Annotated in this window: 21 protein-coding genes; 9 read left to right on the top strand and 12 right to left on the bottom strand. The window is 68.3% G+C overall.

Features of this window, described 5'->3' with window-relative positions; all coding sequences use genetic code 11:
- The first annotated feature begins 3 nt into the window (after positions 1 to 3).
- The 6 genes from Q0044_RS11990 (at position 4) to Q0044_RS11965 (ending at position 5,097) form a co-directional block, all read left to right on the top strand.
- Complete coding sequence (locus tag Q0044_RS11990) at positions 4 to 1,785, top strand: acyl-CoA dehydrogenase C-terminal domain-containing protein (protein ID WP_298162515.1); 1,782 nt, start codon at positions 4 to 6, stop codon at positions 1,783 to 1,785.
- A gap of 233 nt (positions 1,786 to 2,018) precedes the next feature.
- Positions 2,019 to 3,182, top strand: a complete 1,164-nt coding sequence (locus Q0044_RS11985; RefSeq protein WP_298162514.1) for an acyl-CoA dehydrogenase family protein — start codon at positions 2,019 to 2,021, stop codon at positions 3,180 to 3,182.
- 35 nt (positions 3,183 to 3,217) lie between these two features.
- Complete coding sequence (locus Q0044_RS11980) at positions 3,218 to 3,496, top strand: hypothetical protein (protein WP_298162513.1); 279 nt, start codon at positions 3,218 to 3,220, stop codon at positions 3,494 to 3,496.
- Between the two features lie 30 nt (positions 3,497 to 3,526).
- A complete protein-coding gene (locus Q0044_RS11975) occupies positions 3,527 to 3,919 on the top strand; it encodes a hypothetical protein (RefSeq protein ID WP_298162511.1) in 393 nt (130 codons plus the stop codon).
- Between the two features lie 10 nt (positions 3,920 to 3,929).
- Positions 3,930 to 4,643 carry a 16S rRNA (uracil(1498)-N(3))-methyltransferase gene (locus Q0044_RS11970; RefSeq protein WP_298162509.1) on the top strand — a complete coding sequence of 238 codons (714 nt, stop codon included), beginning with the start codon at positions 3,930 to 3,932 and terminating at the stop codon, positions 4,641 to 4,643.
- Between the two features lie 4 nt (positions 4,644 to 4,647).
- Positions 4,648 to 5,097, top strand: a complete 450-nt coding sequence (locus Q0044_RS11965; protein WP_298162508.1) for an ion channel — start codon at positions 4,648 to 4,650, stop codon at positions 5,095 to 5,097.
- A 68-nt stretch (positions 5,098 to 5,165) separates the two neighbouring features.
- Here the strand turns inward: Q0044_RS11965 and Q0044_RS11960 are convergent, their stop codons facing one another.
- A complete protein-coding gene (locus Q0044_RS11960; protein WP_298162507.1) occupies positions 5,166 to 5,786 on the bottom strand; it encodes a hypothetical protein in 621 nt (206 codons plus the stop codon).
- A gap of 36 nt (positions 5,787 to 5,822) precedes the next feature.
- Between Q0044_RS11960 and Q0044_RS11955 the strand changes: the two genes are divergently transcribed.
- Positions 5,823 to 7,184, top strand: coding sequence for a glutamate--cysteine ligase (locus Q0044_RS11955; protein ID WP_298162505.1), 1,362 nt, complete (start codon positions 5,823 to 5,825; stop codon positions 7,182 to 7,184).
- On the opposite strand, the gene Q0044_RS11950 is transcribed toward Q0044_RS11955, so the two are convergent.
- Both Q0044_RS11950 and Q0044_RS11945 read right to left on the bottom strand, forming a co-directional pair.
- On the bottom strand, positions 7,178 to 7,594 hold the full coding sequence (locus Q0044_RS11950) for a nuclear transport factor 2 family protein (RefSeq protein ID WP_298162503.1): 417 nt from the start codon (positions 7,592 to 7,594) through the stop codon (positions 7,178 to 7,180). The two genes, Q0044_RS11955 and Q0044_RS11950, sit on opposite strands and share 7 nt — an antisense overlap.
- Positions 7,591 to 7,887, bottom strand: a complete 297-nt coding sequence (locus Q0044_RS11945) for a CC_3452 family protein (RefSeq protein ID WP_298162502.1) — start codon at positions 7,885 to 7,887, stop codon at positions 7,591 to 7,593. The genes Q0044_RS11950 and Q0044_RS11945 overlap by 4 nt, the downstream gene beginning before the upstream one ends.
- 105 nt (positions 7,888 to 7,992) lie before the next feature.
- Here Q0044_RS11945 and Q0044_RS11940 point away from each other — a divergent pair, with 105 nt between their 5' ends.
- The gene (locus Q0044_RS11940; protein WP_298162499.1) at positions 7,993 to 8,583 is read left to right on the top strand and encodes a TetR/AcrR family transcriptional regulator; all 591 of its coding nucleotides are present in this window, start codon (positions 7,993 to 7,995) and stop codon (positions 8,581 to 8,583) included.
- Between the two features lie 99 nt (positions 8,584 to 8,682).
- Here the strand turns inward: Q0044_RS11940 and Q0044_RS11935 are convergent, their stop codons facing one another.
- Together Q0044_RS11935 and Q0044_RS11930 are read right to left on the bottom strand one after the other, a co-directional pair.
- Positions 8,683 to 9,390, bottom strand: coding sequence for a hypothetical protein (locus Q0044_RS11935; protein WP_298162496.1), 708 nt, complete (start codon positions 9,388 to 9,390; stop codon positions 8,683 to 8,685).
- Between the two features lie 202 nt (positions 9,391 to 9,592).
- The gene (locus Q0044_RS11930; RefSeq protein WP_298162494.1) at positions 9,593 to 9,985 is read right to left on the bottom strand and encodes a YidB family protein; all 393 of its coding nucleotides are present in this window, start codon (positions 9,983 to 9,985) and stop codon (positions 9,593 to 9,595) included.
- Between the two features lie 155 nt (positions 9,986 to 10,140).
- Here Q0044_RS11930 and Q0044_RS11925 point away from each other — a divergent pair, with 155 nt between their 5' ends.
- Positions 10,141 to 11,799 carry a thiamine pyrophosphate-dependent enzyme gene (locus Q0044_RS11925; protein WP_298162490.1) on the top strand — a complete coding sequence of 553 codons (1,659 nt, stop codon included), beginning with the start codon at positions 10,141 to 10,143 and terminating at the stop codon, positions 11,797 to 11,799.
- A 150-nt stretch (positions 11,800 to 11,949) separates the two neighbouring features.
- On the opposite strand, the gene Q0044_RS11920 is transcribed toward Q0044_RS11925, so the two are convergent.
- The 7 genes from Q0044_RS11920 to Q0044_RS11890 all read right to left on the bottom strand — a co-directional run bounded on the left by Q0044_RS11920 (position 11,950) and on the right by Q0044_RS11890 (position 17,545).
- On the bottom strand, positions 11,950 to 13,227 hold the full coding sequence (locus Q0044_RS11920) for a bifunctional folylpolyglutamate synthase/dihydrofolate synthase (protein WP_298162488.1): 1,278 nt from the start codon (positions 13,225 to 13,227) through the stop codon (positions 11,950 to 11,952).
- A gap of 10 nt (positions 13,228 to 13,237) precedes the next feature.
- Positions 13,238 to 14,137 carry an acetyl-CoA carboxylase, carboxyltransferase subunit beta gene (gene accD / locus Q0044_RS11915; RefSeq protein WP_298162485.1) on the bottom strand — a complete coding sequence of 300 codons (900 nt, stop codon included), beginning with the start codon at positions 14,135 to 14,137 and terminating at the stop codon, positions 13,238 to 13,240.
- A 10-nt stretch (positions 14,138 to 14,147) separates the two neighbouring features.
- Positions 14,148 to 14,978 carry a tryptophan synthase subunit alpha gene (gene trpA, locus Q0044_RS11910; RefSeq protein WP_298162483.1) on the bottom strand — a complete coding sequence of 277 codons (831 nt, stop codon included), beginning with the start codon at positions 14,976 to 14,978 and terminating at the stop codon, positions 14,148 to 14,150.
- Complete coding sequence (locus tag Q0044_RS11905) at positions 14,975 to 15,445, bottom strand: hypothetical protein (RefSeq protein WP_298162481.1); 471 nt, start codon at positions 15,443 to 15,445, stop codon at positions 14,975 to 14,977. The genes trpA and Q0044_RS11905 overlap by 4 nt, the downstream gene beginning before the upstream one ends.
- A gap of 2 nt (positions 15,446 to 15,447) precedes the next feature.
- Positions 15,448 to 16,632, bottom strand: a complete 1,185-nt coding sequence (gene trpB / locus Q0044_RS11900; RefSeq protein ID WP_524536176.1) for a tryptophan synthase subunit beta — start codon at positions 16,630 to 16,632, stop codon at positions 15,448 to 15,450.
- An 80-nt stretch (positions 16,633 to 16,712) separates the two neighbouring features.
- Complete coding sequence (locus tag Q0044_RS11895; protein ID WP_298162477.1) at positions 16,713 to 17,345, bottom strand: phosphoribosylanthranilate isomerase; 633 nt, start codon at positions 17,343 to 17,345, stop codon at positions 16,713 to 16,715.
- Positions 17,342 to 17,545, bottom strand: a complete 204-nt coding sequence (locus Q0044_RS11890) for a type II toxin-antitoxin system Phd/YefM family antitoxin (RefSeq protein WP_298162475.1) — start codon at positions 17,543 to 17,545, stop codon at positions 17,342 to 17,344. The genes Q0044_RS11895 and Q0044_RS11890 overlap by 4 nt, the downstream gene beginning before the upstream one ends.
- Positions 17,546 to 17,556 lie beyond the last annotated feature (11 nt).

The following is a 17,556-nucleotide window of genomic DNA, read 5'->3' as shown; positions in this document are numbered from 1 at the left end:
CCCATGGCCTACAAGGCGCCCGTCCGCGACCTGACCTTCATCCTGAACGAAGTTCTGGAGATCGACCGCTACACCAACCAGCCGGGCTTCGAGGACATCTCCTCGGACCTGGTCGGCCAGATCCTCGAGGAGGGCGCGAAGTTCGCCGAGGAAGTGATCGCTCCGATCAACCACTCGGGCGACAAGGAAGGCTGCCACTGGGACAACGGCGTCGTCACCGGTCCCAAGGGCTGGAAAGAAGCCTACCAGGCCATGGTCGCAGCCGGTTGGCCCGCCCTGTCAGCGGACCCGGCCTATGGCGGACAGGGCATGCCCGCCGTCGTCGGCATGGCCTTCGGCCAGTTCACCGCCGGCGCCTCGGCCGCCTTCTCCATGTATCCCGGCCTGACCGCGGGCGCCTACGCCGGCATCCACGCCAACGCCTCGGATGAGCTGAAGGCCAAATACCTGCCGAAGATGGCCACCGGCGAGTGGGGCGGGACCATGAACCTGACCGAGCCCCAGTGCGGCACCGACCTCGGCATGGTGCGCACCAAGGCCGTCCCCCAGGGCGACGGCACCTACAAGATCACCGGCCAGAAGATCTGGATCTCCGCCGGCGAGCACGACTTCGCCGACAACATCATCCACACCGTCCTGGCCCGCGTCGAAGGCGCCCCGGCCGGCATCAAGGGCCTGTCCCTGTTCCTCGTGCCCAAGGTCATGGTCAACGACGACGGCTCGCTGGGTGAACGGAACGGCGTCCAGTGCGCCGGCCTCGAACACAAGATGGGCATCCACGGCAACGCGACCTGCGTCATGTCCTACGACGACGCCACGGGCTGGCTGATCGGCGAGGAAGGCCGGGGCATGAACAACATGTTCGTGGTCATGAACGAAGCCCGTTTGGGCACCGGCCTGCAGGGCCTGGCCATCGGTGCCGCCGCCTATCAGGCCGCCGTCCAGTTCGCCCACGACCGTATCCAGGGCCGCAGCCTGACCGGACCGAAGAACCCGGACGGCCCCGCCGATTCCATCATGGTCCACCCCGACGTCCGCCGCATGCTGCTGGAGGCCAAGGCCTTCGTCGAAGGCGGCCAGGCCTTCATCCTGTGGACCGCGCTCCAGGCCGACCTCGAGAAGTCCGCCGACGAGGCCACGGCCCAGAAGGCCAAGGACTATATGGGTCTGCTGACGCCGGTCCTGAAAGCCTATCTGACCGACAAGGGCTTCCACGTCGCCTCGCTCGGCATGCAGGTCCACGGCGGCTCGGGCTATACCGAGCATTTCCAGGCCAGCCAGTATCTGCGCGATGCCCGCATCACCATGATCTACGAAGGCACCAACGGCATCCAGGCGCTGGATCTGGTGGGCCGCAAACTGCCTTCGCAGGGCGGCCGCGCGATCATGAGCTGGTTCGCCGACATCGACGCCTTCGTCGCGGACAACGGCGGCGAGGGTCCGGTGAAGCCCTTCGTCGACGGCCTGGCCGACGCCAAGAAGAAGCTGCAGGAAGGCACCATGTGGCTGATGCAGAACGGCATGGCCAACCCGGACAACGCCGCCGGCGCCTCGACCGACTATCTGCACCTGTTCGGCCTGACGGCCCTCGCCTACCTCTGGGCCCAGATGGCCAAGGCCGCCCAGGCCCAGATCGACGCCGGTTCGACCGATCCCTTCTACGTCACCAAGATGCAGACCGGCCGCTACTTCGTCGAACGCATCCTGCCCGACGCCGCCCCGCACCTGGTCAAGCTGAAGACCGGCGCCGAGGTCCTGATGCAGATGCCGGCCGAGGCGTTCTAACAATACCCTCTCCTCCCTGTTCGCGAAGGCGAATGGGGAGGTGGCTCATCGCGGTCAGCGATGAGACGGAGGGGGCGACTCGGTCTTGCCGACGAGCGCTCCTTCCCCATCACCAGAGTTTGAGCAAGCCCGCCCTCACCTTCGACACCGCCTCGCCCCCTCCGTCTCGGCGCTGAGCGCGCCGAGCCACCTCCCCATCGCCCTTCGGCGACGGGGAGGAGACAGGAAACGCCATGAACGTCATCGACACCCCCTCCCCCGACTTCATGCTGGAAGAGGACATCGTCATGTTCTCGGACAGCGTCGGCAAATGGATCGACGAGCACGCGCCGCCGGAGGCCGTCCAGTCGTGGATCGCCAACTCCAGCGTCCCGCGCCAGCTGTGGAACGACGCCGGCGAGGCGGGCCTGCTGGGCCTGTCGATGCCCGAGGAAGACGGCGGCATGGGCGGCGACTACCGCCACGAGGTTGTGCTGATGCGTCAGCTCGGCTGGAAGGGCGCGGACCATTTCGGCATCTCGCTGCACAATGCCATCGTCGCCCCCTACATCTGGCACTACGGCACCGAGGAGCAGAAGAAGCGCTGGCTCCCGCGTCTGCTGAGCGGCGAACTGGTCGGGGCCATCGCCATGACCGAACCGGGGGCCGGCTCGGACCTGCAGGGCATCAAGACCACGGCGATCAAGTCGGGCAACGGCTATGTGGTGAACGGGTCGAAGACCTTCATCACCAACGGCCAGCTGGCCAACTTCATCATCGTCGTCGCCAAGACCGATCCGGCGCAGGGCTCGAAGGGCACGTCCCTGATCGTGGTCGAGACCGACGGCGCGGACGGCTTCGAGCGCGGCCGCAACCTCCACAAGATCGGCATGGAGGGCAATGACACCTCCGAGCTCTTCTTCAACGACGTCCAGGTTCCGGGCGACAACATCATCGGCGGCGTCGAGGGCATGGGCTTCATCCAGCTGATGCAGCAGCTGCCCCAGGAGCGGCTGAACATCGCGGTCCAGGGCATCGCCGCAGCCGAGCGCGGGCTCCAGGAAACCCTGGCCTATGTCAAACAGCGCAAGGCCTTCGGCAAGTCGATCCTGGAGTTCCAGAACACCCAGTTCAAACTGGCCGAGGTCAAGACCAAGCTGACCGTGGCCCGGGTCTTCGTCGACCACTGCATCGGCCTGCACCTCAAGGGCCAGCTCGACGCCGTGACCGCCTCCATGGCCAAATACTGGGTCACGGACATCCAGGGCGAGGTCCTGGACGAGATGCTCCAGCTGCACGGCGGCTACGGCTATATGAACGAATACCCGATCGCCCAGCTCTACAAGGACGCCCGCGTCCAGCGCATCTACGGCGGCACCAACGAGATCATGAAGGTCTTGATCGCGCGCTCGCTGTAGCCATCTGCGGTCCTCTGACGGACGAGGACGGGCGCATGTGGGAATGGATCGTGACGGCGGGGCTGCTGGCCGGCTTCTTTCTGGTCATGCCCTGGGCTGTCCGATCGATGCGGAACAGCCGGCGCAGCTCCGGCGCGGGCGGCATGGGCGGGGCGTTTCTGGAAATGCAGTCCTTCATCGCCCCGTCAACGGAGCATCTGATCGAGGCCCGCGAAGAGAAGACGGTCGAGGTTGCGGGCGATGCCGACCCTGATACCCCCCGGAAACCCGCCGCCTTGCCGTCCCCGATCTCCGCTTCGCTCCGTCGGGGATGACAAGGCACCCGACTGATGTAAGACCGCCCCATGCGCAAGACGGCCCCTCAGAGACTGGCGGAACGCGAGGCCCGGGCCCGTTCGGAACTGCTCGACAGCCTGTTCGACGCCTGGATCGGCCAGGCGAACAATGAGGCGACCCTGGCCCGCCTCGGGCCTGTCGATCCGCTGAACCCCAGGGATGTCGCCCGCGCCCTCAAGGCCGACATCGCAGGTCCCTTCGCGGAACTGACCCGCGAAACCCAGACCCGCATCAAGGCCGCCCTGACCGTGCTGGCGAACAGCAATGGTGCGGAGTTCCGTGAGTACTGGCTCGACCTGCGCGGGCCGTTCGGAACCACCGAAGACGAGGCCGACGCCATCTTCCCGGTCGTCGCACGAACCTTCGGCGTCAAACTTCCGGACACGCCGCCGGGCGGCTAGGGTCATCAGAATGATCCGCCTCCACGTCACCCCCGACCTGTCCCCCGGCGTCGGCGTCGCACCGACGCTCGACCAGTCCCGCTACCTGACCCAGGTCATGCGGCTGAAGCTCGGCGATGACCTGCTGATCTTCAACGGCCGTGACGGCGAGTGGCGCGCGACCATTGCCGAGGTGCTCAAGAAGGGCGTCGTCCTCCGCGCCGAGGAACAGGTCCGGCCCCAGACCCTCGGCCCCGACCTCGACCTGATCGTCGCCGTGGTCAAGAAATCGCGGGTCGAGACCATCGTCGAGAAGGCGGCCGAACTGGGCGCCCGACGGGTCCGGCTGACCGTGACCCAGCGCACCAATGTCGAACACGTCCGCCTCGACCGCCTCGACGCCATCGCCATCGAGGCCGCCGAACAGACGGGTCGCCTCGACGTGCCGACCGTCGACGATCCCCTGAAGCTCGCCGCCATCCTCGACGGCTGGGACGCCTCTCGCCGGCTGATGTTCTGCGACGAGACCGGTGGTGCCCCGGTGATCGGCGCGGTCGTCGAGCCCGGCCCCTGGGCCATCCTGATCGGCCCTGAAGGCGGCTTCTCGCCCGAGGAGCGCGACCGCCTGCGCGCCCTGCCCTTCACCACTGCCGTCTCCCTTGGGCCGCGCATCCTGCGGGCCGACACCGCCGCCATCGCCGCCATGACCCTGTGGCAGGCCGCCGTCGGCGACTGGGAGCGCTAGGGCGATGCTCGCGGAGCTGGCGATCGCGACCGGAATGGTGCTGCTGACCGTGATCCTTCACGGGGCCGGCCTTCTGCTGCTCGGCCGGCTGATGGAATGGCGCGAGCGCGCCACCGGCCAGTCACGGGCCAGCCCGGTCTCGATGGAAGGCGCCATCGTGGCCGTTCTGGCCGCCCTGGGCCTGCTGATCCTGCACGGCGTCGAGATCTGGCTCTATGCCGTCCTGTTTCGAGGAATCGGGGCGGTCGAGCCGATGCGCGAAGCCATCTATTTCTCGACCATCGCCTATGGCGCGATCGGGTTCTCTGACGCCGCCATGGCCCCGCAATGGAAGCTCCTGGGCGCGATCGAGGGCATCAACGGGTCCCTCTTGCTGGGCTGGTCCGTGGCCTTCTTCGTCACCCTGATGACCCGCTTCCTCCCGGCCCGCCACCACCACCACCACCACGACTGAGGCCGTCCGGCGGAATCAGGATCGGATTTCGTCACGGTCGTTCACGGCGCGTTTCGGCAGGCCGAGGTTCAGCGGCGGCGGCCGTATCGGGTGGCGGACAAGGTCGCGGAGACGGCGCAGGCCTTGCTGTCAATCCAGCCGGCCGCCCGCATCGCATGACGCACCGCCGTATCCCCGAACCCGGCCGCCTTGCCCTTGTCGTGGATGATCCAGACCGGGGACGGCGCAAGGTCGGCGACCGCCTCCATCGCCTCCGGGCCGGTCACGCGCGCGACGCCCAGAACGGCCTGATCGGGCGCGACCTCGACGACTCCGGCCAGGGCGATCGCCAGTTCTGGTCCGTCCAGCGTCCCGAAGGTCCACACCGCCAGCTCCGGCGACAGGCCCATCTTCCCGGCCAGGGTCGGCAGCGGCTTCTCCAGCATCGCCTTCCATTTCAGCGCCTCGCCGGCCCCCAGACCCAGCCGGAACGGCCCCTGATCCGCCTGTCCGACCAGGTCGCCGCCGTCGACGGTCAGGCCCCGGATCGAACCGCGTGCGATCGTCAGCCCCAGCGGACGGCGCAGGATGATCCCCTCCGCCTCCAGCAGCGCCTTTGCCTTTCCGGATCGTCCGGCATAGGCCGCCTCCACGAACGCCTCGCGTCCCATGCCCTCGCCCCCCTTGAGACCTGCGACAATCTCCACCATCTAGCCGCAACGGGCCAGTCGCCCGCTGGGGCTCTCATGACCGACACCGCGCCGCTCACTTTCGACGACCTGGTCGGGGTCATGTCCAAAGGCATGAAGCCGAAGTCCGAGTGGCGCGTGGGGGCCGAGCACGAGAAGTTCGGCTTCGACAAGTCGACCCTGCGCCGCCCGACCTATGAAGGCCCCAACGGCATCCTCGCCATGCTGACCGGCCTGCAGCGTTTCGGCTGGTCTCCCGTCGAGGAGGCCGGCCATGTCATCGCCCTCGAACGCAAGAACGACGAGGGGTTCACCGCCTCCATCTCGCTGGAGCCCGGTGGCCAGTTCGAACTGTCCGGCGCCCCTCTCCAGACCATCCACGACATCTGTTCCGAGACCGGCCAGCACCTGATGGAGGTGAAGATGGTCGCCGACGAGCTGAATCTCGGCTTCCTCGGCGCCGGCTTCGACCCAAAATGGCGGCGCGAGGACGTGCCCGTCATGCCCAAGGGCCGCTACGACATCATGCGCGCCTATATGCCGAAGAAGGGCAATCTGGGCCTCGACATGATGCTGCGCACCTGCACCATCCAGGCCAATCTCGATTTCGACTCCGAGGCCGACATGGTCGCGAAGTTCCGCACCTCGCTGGCGCTCCAGCCCATCGGCACCGCCCTGTTCGCCTGCAGTCCGTTTACGGAAGGCAGGCCCAACGGCTTCCTGTCCGCCCGCGCCAACGTCTGGACCGACACCGATCCGGACCGCACCGGGATGCTCAACTTCGTCTTCCAGGACGGCTTCGGCTTCGAGACCTATGCGAACTACGCCCTCGACGTGCCGATGTATTTCGCCAAGCGCGGCGACCGCTACATCGACGCCTCGGGCCAGTCGTTCCGCGACTTCCTGGACGGGAAACTGCCGGCCCTGCCCGGCGAGCGGCCGACGCTGAAGGACTGGGCCGACCACCTGACCACCCTGTTTCCGGAAGTCCGCCTGAAACAGTACCTGGAGATGCGCGGCTCGGACGGCGGTCCGTGGAGCCGGATCTGCGCCCTGCCCGCCTTGTGGACCGGCATCTTCTACGATGCGCCGTCGCTGGCCTCCGCCTGGGACCTCTGCAAGGACTGGGACATCGAGGACCACGAGCGGCTGCGTCGCGACGTGACCCGGCTGGGTCTGCGCACCGAGGTCGCCGGCCGGTCCGTGCGCGACATCGCCGTCGACATGGTCGCCATCGCCCGTCAGGGCCTCAAGAACCGGGCCCGCATGTCCGGCGGCATGGTCGACGAGCGCGGCTATCTGTCCGAGCTGGAAGACATCGCCGACACCGGCGTGACCCCGGCCGAGCGGATGCTCGACCTCTACCACGGCGAGTGGAAGGGCGACGTCGACCGCATCTATCGCGACTTCGCCTACTGAGCTCCAGCGCGCTCGAACGGGCCCAGGGCCTCAATGACCAGCTGGGTGTCCATGTATTCGGTCAGCTCCACGATCAGCCCATCGCGGAATCGATAGACCCAGCAATAGGTATTGTCATAGCGCTTGCCGTCCACGGTCTCCGCGTCGCCCCGGCACTGGACTGCCGCCCAGTCGCCGTCGACGATGATCCGTTCTGGTGCATTCCGGTAGGACTTGAATCGCTTCATCAGGGGACGGAGCAACTCCTTCCGGACCGTCGCCTTGCCGCGATAGGCGCCGGACCAGTCGGTGGTGCCGATCATGATCCAGCTGAAGTCCTCGGCCATGGCGTCCAGGAAGGCGCGGCTGTCGCTCCGGGACAGACCGTCGTGGATGGCGACCAGGGTCGCGCGATTGGCTTCGGTGCTCATGGACGCACGGCGGTGTTGCATTGGGCGACCTCGGCCTCGGTCAGGGCCAGACCGTCGCGCGCATAGGCGGACACCGCTCCAACGCGAACGACGAAGCGGCGGCATTCGCGCATCAGCGGCTGGCCGGCTCCGCCCCCGCGCCCAATGCATTGGCCGGTCGCCTCGCAGCTCCAGCGATGGCCATCCAGGGTCAGGACAATCTCGCGGGGCTCGATCAGGGTGGCGGTGGTGCCTGCGGCGGGTGCCGGCTGTCCCATGGAGACGACGGCGGCGGCAAGGGTGACGAGAAGCATGGCGCTTCCTCCAGAAGGGCTTCCAAAACCGACCGGCCCATGCAAAAGTGACCGGTCGGTTACCGATAAGTGCACGCTCGGTTACTTTTGGTCAAGAGGCTTTTTGTGAGCAAGGGCGAGGACACCCGCGCGCGGATTCTGGACGAGGCCATGAATCAGGTCAGCGTCCGGGGCATGGCGGGCGTCAGCCTGGGCGATCTCGCAACCGCGTTGGGTCTGTCGAAGAGCGGCGTCCTCAAACATTTCCAGTCGATGGAGGCGCTGCAGGACGCTCTCATCGAATCCATGATCGCCCGCTTCACCGCCGCCATCTGGGCGCCGGCAAAGCCACTGGAGCCCGGTCGCGCGCGGCTGGATGAGATCTTCGAGCGCGATCTGGCCTGGACCGACGGGGAGTCGGTCAGAGGCGGATGCCCGCTGACCGCGACCGCCATCGAACTGGACGACCAGCCCGGCCCGCTGCGCGACAAGCTCAAGGCCGGCCAGCTTCTCTGGGCGAAGACCCTGCAGCGCGAATTTCAGGCCCTGCGGCCGGGGATCGACGAGGAGAGCGCGCGCACCATGGCCTTCCAGCTGAAAGGCATCATCCTCGCCTACAGCCATTCCCGCCGCATGCTCGACGACGAGACCGCCCGCGCCCAGGCCAAGGCCGCCTATCGTTCGCTCGTCGGCGAGACATCGCCGACACCGGCGTGACCCCGGCCGAGCGGATGCTCGACCTGTATCACGGCGAGTGGAAGGGCGACGTCGACCGCATCTGTCGACCGCATCTATTGCGACTTCGCCTGCTGACGCTCAGGTCGCGTCGGGCTTCACCAGGTCGCAGAAGGTCGCCTCCTCACGCCCGGCCCAGGCCGTGCGCATGAAGGCGCCCTGGTACCAGCCATAGGCGGCCGCGTCGTTCGACAGGGCCTCATAGTGGCTTTCGAAATAGGCGTGGGGATCCTCGCCTTCCGGAACCGGGTTGGGCAACTGGCTGAGGAAGACGTTGAAATTCTCGACCCGGTCGGCGATCGGCGCGCCGCCCGCCGTATCCTGGGCCCAGAAGGCGATGGCGATGCGATTGGCCAGGACCTCGTTGGTCCAGTTGTCGTCCCGCTCCCACCGGCCGTCGAACGACGCCACGAAATGTCCAAGCTCATGCGGGACCAGCAGGCTGTTGAAGATCTCCGCGAACTGTCCTTCCGGTGACAGCCCCAGGGTCCCGGCCGCCGCCCAGCCGCCCAACATGCCTTGAATTTCCGCCGGCATCTCGGACCAGCGCGACTGATGCACGGACCGATCGTCGATGTAGAAGGACACTAGGCTCGGAGTGGAGTCCACCACGACGCCGGGGACGTAGGGAGGCGTCACGCCGCAGGCCCGCAGCGCGGCGTCAAAGCGGGCGATGATCTGCGCCGTCGCCTCCTTGAGCGGATCGGCGTCCTGTGCGGATGCGGGGCCGGCGAACGAGGCCGATGCGACGGCGACCACGGCGGCCGCAGCCAGAAGGCGATTGAGCATTGGAATTCCGCATCTGATGAGAACGTCGTTCACCTAACCGGTTCGAAGGCTTTCGGTCCAGCCCGGGATCGACCACCGCCCATGAAAAAGCCCGCCCGGTGGCGGCGGGCTTCTGCGTTCGGTTCGGACGGGAGGCTCTCTGGTTCCTGGCGTCCTCAGCCCCGGTCGCGACCTCGCCGGCCGACGCTGAACCATGGCGCGATCAGCGCTTCAGCAGTCCGCCCAGCATGTCACCCAGACCGCCCGGCAGTTGATCCATCAGCCCGTCCGCGTCGGCGACCTGACCGTTAGGCGTCAGCCGATCGACGGCTTCGGGCAGCAGGCCCGCCAGGGTTTCTGACGCCTGCTCGGGCGAGATGCCCAGCCTGGATGCAAAATCGGCGATCGGTCCCGAACCCAGCACCTGGCGAATCTGTTCGGGCGAGACGTTGATGTTTCCACCCGTGCCGATCCAGGACTGGACCGTTTCCGCCATCCCGGCGCCGCCGAATTTTTCGGCCAGACCCGCTACGCCGCCCTGGCTCTTGAGCAGGTCGCCCAGGCCGCCTGCCGCCTGATCGCCCAAGCCGCTCAGAACCGTGTCGAAAAGACCCATGATCGCTCTCCGTTGATGCCGCCGCGCAGATTGCCCGGCCAGCGACGACGCTTTGATGTCACCGCGGCCTCAACAGCAAGAAGCCCACCGGGTCGCGGCGGTCCGGTCGCGGGTTGCATGGTCAAGCCCGATGACGATCTGCTAGGGCGTTCCTCATGAGCCAGCCCGCCGGAACCGCCGCCCGCCGTCTTGTCGAGACCCTTGCCGTCAACGGCGTGACCCGCGTCTTCTGCGTGCCGGGCGAAAGCTACCTCGCCGTCCTCGACGCCCTGGTCGACCACCCGGAAATCGAGGTCATCACCTGCCGCCACGAGGCGGGTGCCGCCAACATGGCCGAGGCCTATGGCAAGATGACCGGAAAGCCCGGCGTCTGCATGGTTACGCGCGGTCCCGGCGCGACCCACGCCTCAATCGGCGTGCACACCGCGCATCAGGACTCGACCCCGATGATCCTGTTCGTCGGCCAGATCGCCCTGACCGACCGCGGCCGGGGGGCCTTCCAGGAGGTCGACTACCGCGAGGTCTTCGGCGGCCTGGCCAAATGGGCCACCGAGTTGGAGAGCCCGGACCGCACCGTCGAGATCGTCGAACGCGCCTTCGCCACGGCCCAGCAGGGCCGGATGGGCCCCGTCGTCATCGCCCTGCCCGAAGACATCCTGCACGAACCCGGCGGCCCGGCCCCGATCCGCGCGGTGACCCCGGCCAGGGGCGGCCTCGACCCCGCCGTCCTCGCCGAGATCGGCGACCGTCTGGCGAAGGCCGAACGTCCTCTGCTGGTCCTCGGCGGCTCCGGCTGGACCGAGGAGGCCGCCGCCGCCATCGGCGACTGGTCCGAACGGCTGGGCCTGCCCGTCGCCCTGTCGTTCCGGCGCAAGGACATCCTCTCCAACGACCGGTCCAACTACGCCGGCGACCTCGGTCTCGGGTGCAATCCCGAGCTGATGAAACGCGCCCGCGACGCCGACCTTCTGATCGCGCTCGGCGCCCGGCTCGGCGAGAATCCGACCCAGGGCTACACCCTGTTCACCCGCGACGAGACCGCTCACAAGCTGGTCCACATCCACCCTTCGCCGGAAGAGCTCGGCCGGGTCTGGACGCCCCTGCTCAGCGCCGCAGCCGACAACGCCCTGGCCGCCCACGCCCTCGCCACGCTCGAGCCCGGCCGCACCTGGCACGACAGCGCCAGGGCCGCCCACGACCACTACCAGGCCTTCTCCACCCCCGTGCCGGTCACCGGTGCGGTTAACATGAGCGAGTGCATGGCCCACCTCGGCGAGGTCCTGCCGCCGAGCGCCGTGGTCACCAACGGCGCCGGCAATTTCGCCGCCTGGCTGCACCGCTTCTACCGCCACCGCGCCTGCCGCACCCAGCTGGGCCCGACCTCGGGCGCCATGGGCTACGGCTATCCGGCCGCCATCGCCGCCAAATCCCTGCATCCCGAGCGCGAGGTCATCTGCGTCGCCGGTGACGGCGAGTTCCTGATGACGGGCCAGGAGATGGCCACAGCCGCCCAGTACGGGATCAACGTCGTCGTCATCGTCGTCGACAACGGCACTCTCGGCACCATCCGCATGCACCAGGAGGGCCACTACCCGCGCCGGGTCATGGCCACCGACCTAAAGAACCCCGACTTCGTCAAATACGCCGAGGCCTTCGGGGCCTTCGCCGTCCGCTGCGAGACCACCGCCGACTTTCCCGCCGCCCTCCAGGCCGCCCGCGACGCCGCGAAGGACCGCCCGGCTCTGGTGCATCTGATCACCTCGGCCGAGGACATCGCCCCCAACCGCACCATCACCGGCTTGCGCTCAAAATGAACCCTTCTCCCCTCGGGGGAGAAGGTGGCTGAGCGAAGCGAAGTCGGATGAGGGGGCTCTGTCCGCCCCTCAACCTTGAAAGCGACGAAGGCGGCGCCAGCCCCCTCATCTGGCCCTTCGGGCCACCTTCTCCCCCGTGGGGAGAAGGGATTACCTTGGCCAGGTCTCCTCTGAGGCCCCCAGCACCTCGCCGGCCAGATACAGCGACCCGCAGATCACCACCCGCCCGGCCCCGAGCCTGAGCGCCCGGCTCAGCGCCGCCTCGACTGACGACGAGCTCTGCGCCCCCAACCCATGCCCGCGCGCCACGGCCGCGAGCGCCGCCGGGTCGGCCGCCGTGCCCTCGAAGCCGACGGTGAAGACATGCGCCTCCGACCCCTTCAGCGCCTCGAAAAACCCGCCGTGATCCTTGTTGGCCAGCATGCCGACGATCAGGGCCAGGGGCCGCGGGGCCTTCCGCTGCCGCTCCGCCAGGGCCTCGGCCAGGGCGCGCCCGGCGTGCGGATTATGCCCCCCGTCCAGCCACAGCTCCGCCTCCGCCGCCCGCGCCATCTCGCCATAGGGTCCGGCGGATATCCGCTGCATCCGCGCCGGCCAGGTCGCCCCGGCGACCCCGCGCGCGATCGCCTCCGCCGGCAGGTCCAGCTCCAGCGCCACGGCCACGGCCAGCCCCGCATTGGCGATCTGGTGTGGACCCTTCAGCGCAGGCGCCGGCAGGTCGAAGAACCGTTCCTGATCCTGGAACGCCATCCCGCCGCGCTCGTCCCAGGCGTCGAAATCCACCCCCATGACCGTCAGCGGCGCCGGCGCAGCGGCGGCTTTCGCCTCGATGACCGCCATCGCCGCCTCTGACTGGCGCGCCACGATCCCGCGCGCCCCGGCCTTCAGGATGCCCGCCTTCTCCCCGGCAATATCCTCGATCCGCGTGCCCAGGAACTCGGCGTGGTCCAGATCGACCGGCGCGATGACGCTCAGCAGCGGCCGCTCGATGACGTTGGTCGCATCCAGCGACCCGCCCAGCCCGACCTCGACGATGCACAGGTCGGCGGGCGTCTCGGCCATGGCGACGAAGGCGGCGGCCGTGGTGCTCTCGAACACGGTCGCCTCGACGCCCTTCACCGCCTCGATCCGGTCGAGGATCGCAGACAACCCCGCGTCGGAGATCAGCTCTCCCGCCAGCCGGATCCGCTCGTTGAACCGAACCAGATGCGGCGAGGTATAGACATGGACCTTCAGTCCAGCCGCCTCGGCCATGGCGCGGATGAAGGCGATGGTCGATCCCTTGCCGTTGGTCCCGGCCACATGGATCACGGGCGGCAAACGGTCCTGCGGATTGCCCAGCACCGCGCACAGGGTCCGCATCCGGTCCAGCGACAGGTCGATCTTCTGGGGGTGGCGGGCGCGCAGACGTTCGGAGACGGGATCCATTGCGGCGCCTCTAGGCCGCCTGACGCCGTCCGCCCATCAGCATCGACAGCAGCTTGCCGAGCGTCTCCGGCAGGTCGGCGCGGGCGACGACGCGGTCGACCATGCCCTTTTCCTGCAGATACTCCGACCGCTGGAACCCGGGCGGCAGTTTCTCGCGGATGGTGGTCTCGATCACGCGCGGGCCGGCGAAACCGATCAGGGCGCCCGGCTCGGCCAGGTGGATGTCGCCCAGCATCGCATAGCTGGCCGTCACCCCGCCGGTCGTCGGATCGGTCAGGACCACGATGTAGGGCAGCTGCGCGTCCTTCAGCTCCTGCACCGCAAGGGTGGTCCGGGCCATCTGCATCAGGCTCAGCGCGCCCTCCTGCATCCGGGCGCCGCCGGCGGCGGTGAAGCAGACGAGCGGGACGTTGCGTTCGATCGCGGCCCGGGCGGCGGCGATGAAGCCTTCACCCGCGGCCATGCCGAGGGAGCCGCCCATGAAGGCGAAGTCCTGGACCACGGCCACGGCGGGCGTGCCGCCGATGTCGCCGAAACCGATCGACATGGCGTCCTTGGTCCCGGTCGCCTTGCGCGCGGCGATCAGACGCTCGCGATAGGGTTTGCCGTCGGAGAATTTCAGCGGGTCCTCGGCCACCTCGGGCGAGGCGATCGGTTCATAGTGGCCGTCGTCGAAGGTGTAGCCCAGACGCTGGGTCGCATTGATGCGCATGTGCCGGCCGGACGGCGTCACCCACAGGGCGGCCTCCAGGTCGGAGCGGTAGAGCATCTCGCCCGAGTCCGGGTCCTTGACCCACAGATTGTCCGGCGTCTCGCGCCGGCTGACGATCTTGCGGACGCCCGGGGCGAACCGGCTGAGCCAGCCGCCACGTTTTTCCTGGGCGGGTTTGGGAGGAGTCTTGTCGGCCATTCCGGTGTCTCTAGACGCTTTCCTTCACGCGCGCACCGCGTACGGCATCTGCGAGCGCCTTCACCTTGGCCAGGACGCGGTCCGCGGCCGGTTCATTCGCGTCCAGCGCCGCCGCGACCTCGTCGACCAGGACGGAGCCGGCCACAACGGCATCGGCGACCCGGGCGATCTCGGCCGCCCGTTCCGGCGTCTTGACCCCGAAGCCGACCGCGACCGGCAGGCCGGAAGCCTTGCGCACCCGTTCGACAGCCGGGGCGACCGAGGCGGACTGCGCCTCCTTCACCCCCGTCACGCCTGCGACCGAGACATAGTAGACGAAGCCCGAGGTCCGCCGCGCAATCAGCTCCAGCCGGGCGTCGTCCGAGGTCGGGGTGGCCAGACGGATCAGCGAAACGGACGCCGCATCGAGCGCATCCGTCAGCAGATCGGCCTCTTCGGGCGGGCAGTCGACGACGATGCAGCCGTCCACGCCGGCCGCCGCCGCATCGCGCGCGAAGGCCTCGTAGCCATAGCTCTCGATCGGATTCAGATAGCCCATCAGGATCAGCGGGGTGTCCGCGTCGCCCTCACGGAAGGCCGCGGCCAGATCGAGCGTGCCCTTCAGCGTCAGACCCGCCTTCAGGCCGCGCAGAGCCGCGCGCTGGATCGGGGGCCCCTCGGCCATCGGGTCGCTGAACGGGAAGCCCAGTTCGATGATGTCGGCCCCGGCGGCGGGCAGGCCGCGCAGGATCTCCAGCGCCTGATCGCGCGTGGGGTCGCCGGCCATGACATAGGCCACGAACCCGGCCCGGCCCTCGGCCTTCAGCGCGGCGAAGCGGGCGTCGATGCGGGATGTGGTCATTGGACGGGCGGCGTCACAGGGGCCGCAGGGGCGGCCGCAGCACCGGCGCAGACGTCGCCGGGAATGGTCGCCATGGCGATATAGCCCGGTACTTGCGGTCCCGCCGGGCGGTCGGGATCGTAGAAGGCCTGGATCTGCATGCCGTCACAGCCGCCGGCTTCGCGGCGCTTGATGAAGACCACGCGATTGTCGTCGCCGGCTGCCGCAATCCAGCCTTCACCCTCGAAATGGGCGATATAGGCCTCGGCGATCCCGCCGATGGAGGCCAGGGGGGCCGTGACGCAGAAGGCCTTGCCGGCCAGGTCGTACAGGTTGCCGCAGGTCGAATCGGCCACCGCCCCGACCAGCAGCGGCGCCTCGATCGGTTGACCGATGCCCGTCGCCCCGCCCGCAGCCTGGGCCATCGCCGCGACCGGCGTCATCCCCAGAACGGGGGCCAGCACGGCCGCCGTCAACAACGTCTTCATCGTCACAACTCCACGCCCAGGTGCTTCGCCACCGCGAAGATATCCTTGTCGCCCCGCCCGCACATGTTCAGCACCACGTCGCCGCCCTTGCCGACCTCATTGGCGATCTCGCCGATCCGGGCCAGGGCATGGCTGGGCTCCAGGGCCGGGATGATGCCCTCCAGCTTCGAGCACAGCTGGAACGCCTCCAGGGCCTCGACGTCGGTCGCGGTCCGGTACTCGGCCCGGCCGATGTCGTTGAGCCAGGCGTGCTCCGGCCCGATGCCCGGATAGTCGAGACCCGCCGAGATCGAATGGCCTTCCAGAATCTGGCCGTCGTCATCCTGCAGCAGATAGGTCCGGTTGCCGTGCAGCACCCCGGGCCGTCCGCCCTGGATCGAGGCCGCATGGTCGGGACCGTCCAGCCCTCGCCCGGCCGCCTCGATGCCGATCATCCGCACGCCCGCATCCTCGATGAAGGGGTGGAACAGGCCGATGGCGTTGGATCCGCCGCCGATGGCCGCGACCACGGCGTCGGGCAGCTTGCCCCGGCGGGCCAGCATCTGGGCGCGGGTCTCCTTGCCGATCACCGACTGGAAGTCGCGCACCATGGCCGGATAGGGGTGCGGTCCGGCCGCCGTGCCGATCAGATAGTAGGTGTCCGCGACATTGGTGACCCAGTCGCGCATCGCCTCGTTCATCGCGTCCTTCAGCGTGCCCCGACCCGATGTCACCGGCACCACCTCGGCGCCCAGCAGCTTCATGCGGAAGACGTTCGGCGACTGACGCTCGACGTCGGTCGCGCCCATATAGACGACGCACTGCAGGCCGAAGCGGGCGCAGACGGTCGCCGTCGCCACCCCGTGCTGGCCGGCGCCGGTCTCGGCGATGATCCGCCTCTTGCCCATCCGCATGGCCAGCAGGATCTGGCCCATGCAGTTGTTGATCTTGTGCGCGCCCGTGTGGTTCAGCTCGTCGCGCTTGAACCAGATGTCGGCCCCGCCGTGGTGGGCGGTCAGGCGTTCGGCGAGATACAGCGGGCTGGGCCGGCCCACATAGTGGGTCAGGAAGTCGTCCAGCTCGGCCTGATAGGTCGGATCGGCCTTGCAGGCCTCATAGGCCTCGTTCAGCTCCAGAACGAGCGGCATCAGGGTCTCGGCCACGAAGCGTCCGCCGTAGGGGCCGAAACGGCCCTCCGCGTCGGGCATGGCGTATTCGTTGGGGATGATGGCGTTCACGGGTCAGCTTTCACGCAGGCGTGCGCCCGAAATACGGCCGGGCGGAGGGTTCAGACAACGGCCTTCAGGAAGGCCGCAATCCGGGCCGCGTCCTTAACACCCGGGGCGCTTTCGACGCCAGAGGACACGTCGAGCAGGGGTGCGCCGCTGATCGCCGCAGCCTCGGCCGCATTGTCCGGCGTCAGCCCGCCCGCGAGGAACCAGTCCTTGCGGAACGTCCGCCCGCTGAGCATCGACCAGTCGAACGACGCCCCCACCCCGCCGGGCAGGGCCGATCCCTCCGGCGGCTTGGCATCGAACATCAGATGCTCGACGTGATCCTCCCAGTTCGCCGCCGCCTCGAGGTCCTCCGCCGTCCGCACCGACAGCACCTTGATGATCCCCGCCCCGGTCAGGGTCCGCACCTGATGCGCCCGCGCCACCGTCTCGCGCCCATGAAGTTGCAGGAAGTCGGGTCTCAGATGCGCCCCGATCCGGCTCAGCAGGTCGTCGTCCGCATCCACGGTCACCGCCACGATCCCGGCCCGGCCCCGCGCCCGCTCGAACAGGGGCCGCGCATCCTCCGGCGTGATGTTGCGGGGACTGCGCGCGAACATCACCGCCCCCACGAAGGCCGCCCCGTGGTCGAGCGCGACGTCGAGGGTGTCCGGCGTCGTCAGGCCGCAAATCTTTACGCGGGTCAAAGAGACAGGTCCGCCTCGACGGGCGCGTCATGCGGCACGAGGCGGCAAAGGTCCTCGCCTCGACGAATGACGAAGGTTTCGCCGTTCTCGACGCGCTCGATCAGTTCCTCGAACCGTTGCTGCGCTTCCTCGATTGCGATTTCATCCATCGCCCAAGGATACTCGAAGTCCGCATTGAACCAAAGCAGCATGCGGCCCAACACGGCTCCTC

The organism is Brevundimonas sp. (assembly GCF_027484365.1).
GTDB lineage: Bacteria > Pseudomonadota > Alphaproteobacteria > Caulobacterales > Caulobacteraceae > Brevundimonas.
Note: the sequence above shows the minus strand (reverse complement) of the source record. Positions and strands in the feature narration are given on the sequence as shown.